This window comes from Actinobacillus minor NM305 (genome assembly GCF_000175195.1).
Classification (GTDB): Bacteria; Pseudomonadota; Gammaproteobacteria; order Enterobacterales; family Pasteurellaceae; genus Haemophilus_A; species Haemophilus_A minor.
Window position 1 is genome coordinate 1 of the sequence record NZ_ACQL01000040.1, and the last position, 3,141, is coordinate 3,141.

The 3,141-nt window shown below is 35.5% G+C and carries 4 protein-coding genes and 1 tRNA gene; 3 read left to right on the forward strand and 2 right to left on the reverse strand.

What is annotated here, in order from left to right:
* Window positions 1-49: 49 nt before the first annotated feature.
* Both AM305_RS01380 and AM305_RS01385 read right to left on the reverse strand, forming a co-directional pair.
* The gene (locus tag AM305_RS01380; protein ID WP_005822428.1) at window positions 50-916 is read right to left on the reverse strand and encodes a hypothetical protein; all 867 of its coding nucleotides are present in this window, start codon (window positions 914-916) and stop codon (window positions 50-52) included.
* A 49-nt stretch (window positions 917-965) separates the two neighbouring features.
* A complete protein-coding gene (locus AM305_RS01385; RefSeq protein WP_005822430.1) occupies window positions 966-1,145 on the reverse strand; it encodes a hypothetical protein in 180 nt (59 codons plus the stop codon).
* 134 nt (window positions 1,146-1,279) lie between these two features.
* On the opposite strand from AM305_RS01385, the gene AM305_RS01390 reads away from it, so the two are divergent.
* From AM305_RS01390 to AM305_RS01400, 3 genes are all read left to right on the forward strand, one after another.
* Window positions 1,280-1,648 (forward strand): helix-turn-helix domain-containing protein, encoded by a 369-nt coding sequence (locus tag AM305_RS01390; protein WP_005822432.1) that lies wholly within the window; start codon window positions 1,280-1,282, stop codon window positions 1,646-1,648.
* Window positions 1,649-1,785: 137 nt separating this feature from the next.
* Window positions 1,786-2,595 carry a Cof-type HAD-IIB family hydrolase gene (locus AM305_RS01395; protein WP_005822434.1) on the forward strand — a complete coding sequence of 270 codons (810 nt, stop codon included), beginning with the start codon at window positions 1,786-1,788 and terminating at the stop codon, window positions 2,593-2,595.
* A 357-nt stretch (window positions 2,596-2,952) separates the two neighbouring features.
* Window positions 2,953-3,028, forward strand: a tRNA-Gly gene (locus tag AM305_RS01400).
* The last annotated feature ends 113 nt before the right edge of the window (window positions 3,029-3,141 follow it).

The window sequence follows — 3,141 nt, forward strand, 5'->3', positions numbered from 1 at the left end:
AAATAAAAAGGTTTGTCAGTAATCTGAGCCACAGTACGTGGCTACCATTTTATAATCCACTAATCAATTCAGAGATTATTTTATTACGGTAAGTTTTGAAAGTATTATCAGGAACCTTACAATCGTTAGAAGTTCCCCAACATAAATTATCATATTGTTCAGGCTGATGTGTTACTCCAAAATGACAACTTGGCCAATCACTTCCAGGCATATTGAAACCTCTATTTTCAACATAGTCATAATACTTATGTCTAGAATAATGATAAAGCGTTGCTGGTTTACTATTGTAAGAATTTTCAATATTAGTCATTTTATAACTGAAGGAAGTCATAATTTCCCCAGTATTATTATTTAATAAAATGGCATCAAGATTTGCAATAAGAGGACTAACAATCGCTTTTCCACACCCTCTAGGTTTTGACCAAGCGATAGCCTCACCATATCCAATATAAGCGTCTCTAATCAATAAAGTATAAGGTGCATTAACAGATTTACCAAGGGAAGCAACTCTATCAAGCATTATATGACTATCCATATAAAGCTTATCGTTGTTGATAAGATTTGCAAATGTTGGCTTAAAGCCTTTATTTATAAGCTGTCTTTCTACTTCTCCTTGGAATGAACGATAGGTTAAGTGGGAAGTTGAACAGCCGGAACAACTTGAGCCGATGTAAACAGCCCCATCACTCACAACAATGCTGGAACTTACAGCTACACTTATGTTATTTTTAGTATTTTCTTGAGCATAAATAACAAAAATCTTACTGCCTTTGGGCATTGTTTGTGATGTCGCTTTTTCAGGTTCACCATAATCCATCATTGGTATGGGTACTTCTATTTTTTGTTCTTTTTTATCTAAAGGAGCGCAAGCTGAAAGTATGCTAACAAGCGGTAGAAATATCCACATTTTTTTCATTTTTTTCTCCTAAGTAAAAAGGCGATCTCAGATCGCCTTAATTCTCATATTAGAATTTAGAACCTGTCACTTTTCCGACAGCTTCTGATGCTTTTGTTGAAGCTTCCATTTTTGCTCTCATTACCGCACCATCTTTTGCACTTTGACCAATTCCTTGGAGTTCAGCACAGCCTGCTAGAGTAAGACTTGAGATTGCTAATACAGCGAACATAACTTTTTTAAGTTGCATAAAAAATCCTTCTATAAATGGTTAAAAAACTACGTTAATTGAAACCATATCGGTTTTCAAATTAACTATTTTAGTTTACATTAAAACCATATCGGTTTACAGAAAAATTTTTAATAAGTTAATAATCATAACTTATGAAAATAATAACCGAAAAAGAAAGATTTAGTGAAAGGTTGAAATTTGCACTTAAAAATGCACAACCTAAACTGACTAAAACTAGTGATATTGCAATCCGATTTAACCTAAGACATCCGAATGATCCTGTTACTCAACAGGCTGTGCATAAATGGTTAAATGGGTTGGCAATCCCGTCTCAAGATAAAATAGACACTCTTGCCGAATGGTTAGAAGTTAAACCGGAATGGTTAAGATATGGTGTTTCAGAAGATAATCCTAATTACTCGCCATTAGATGAAATGTTAATGGAGTTAATTCATAAACTGACTGAGCAACAAAAAACGGCTTTGTTAAATTTAGTAATGACATTCAAAAACAGTGTTTGATGTATGCTTTGCTTTACCAAGCCAATGGAATGGGCGGAAGATCGCTTGGCGTTTGTGGTGGAGTTGATTGAGGGATTGGCTAAGTCTTAACTTGAACGATATTGCTTAACATTAATTATTCACAATAGGAACTTTTTATGGCGAAATTGAGCAGCCCAATTAAAATAGTCTTTTTTGATATTGATGAAACTTTATACTATAAAAAAGAAGTGCGAATTCCCCGTTCAATTTCTGAACAAGTGCTTCCGAAATTACGTGCGAATGGAATTATTCCTGCGATTGCAACCGGTAGAGCTTACGGTGCTTTTCCTGAGGCACTTAAGCCACTGATGAATAAAGATGGCTTTGAGCTTTTTGTTACAATCAATGGACAATATAACCTTTATCGTGATCAAATTATCAGTGAATATCCACTGACAAAAGAACGAATTGAGCGCGTTTTAGTGAAACTTAAAGCTCTCGATATTGAATATGCATTTGTTACGGCAGAAGAAATTGCGGTTTCCCGTAATACACCGGAAGTTGAGGAATCGTTGCGCCCAATAAAAGCGGATTATATTGTTGATCCTGATTTTTATTTATCACACACCGTTATTCAACTCTTAGCCTTTTTTCCACAAGGGAGAACCGAGACGGTTGTTGCTTCAGGGGTGTTAGAAGATGATTTGAAAGAAGTTCGCTGGCATAAGTATTCTGTTGATTTGCTAAATAAACAGAACTCTAAAGCACGAGGAATTCAAGATGTGCTTCACTATTTCGGCTTTAGTCCTGAAAATGCGATGGCATTTGGCGATGGCTTAAACGACTTAGAAATGATTTCAACCGTTGGCTTTGGCGTTGCAATGGGCAATGCAGAGGCGGAATTAAAAGCAGTGGCGGATTATGTCACTTTACCTATTGAGCAAGATGGTATTTTAGTTGCTTTGCAAAAATTGGGAATAATTTAACCGCTTGAAAACATAGATTATTGACAAACCTCAAATAAATAACATTACTGTAGGGGCGAAATATTTTTCGCCCTGAAAACAATTGAGGGATTGGGGCGAAAAATATTTCGCCCCTACAACCATTTCATATATATAACCAAAATATTCCAAATTTATAAAAGAAAAAGGTTTATCATCACTCTGAACTGCTTTAGCAAGCGGTTCGATTTGTTTGATTTTTTGTAAATTTTTGCTAAAAACAGCCTAATAGTTTAACTTTTAAGCAAATAAAAATATTTTTTTAAATTTCTATTTGACAAAAAAGGGCATTTCATTAGAATTCGCCCTATCAAAACGTTACTGTTCGGTAACATTTTAGCGGGAATAGCTCAGTTGGTAGAGCACGACCTTGCCAAGGTCGGGGTCGCGAGTTCGAGCCTCGTTTCCCGCTCCATTTTTTATGATAGATAGCACCGAAAGGTGCTTTTTTTATACCCTGATTTTTTATTCTACTTTTTACTAAAAATCTTACCACTCAGCTTGACATCCCCCCCCCCCAAACTTAAT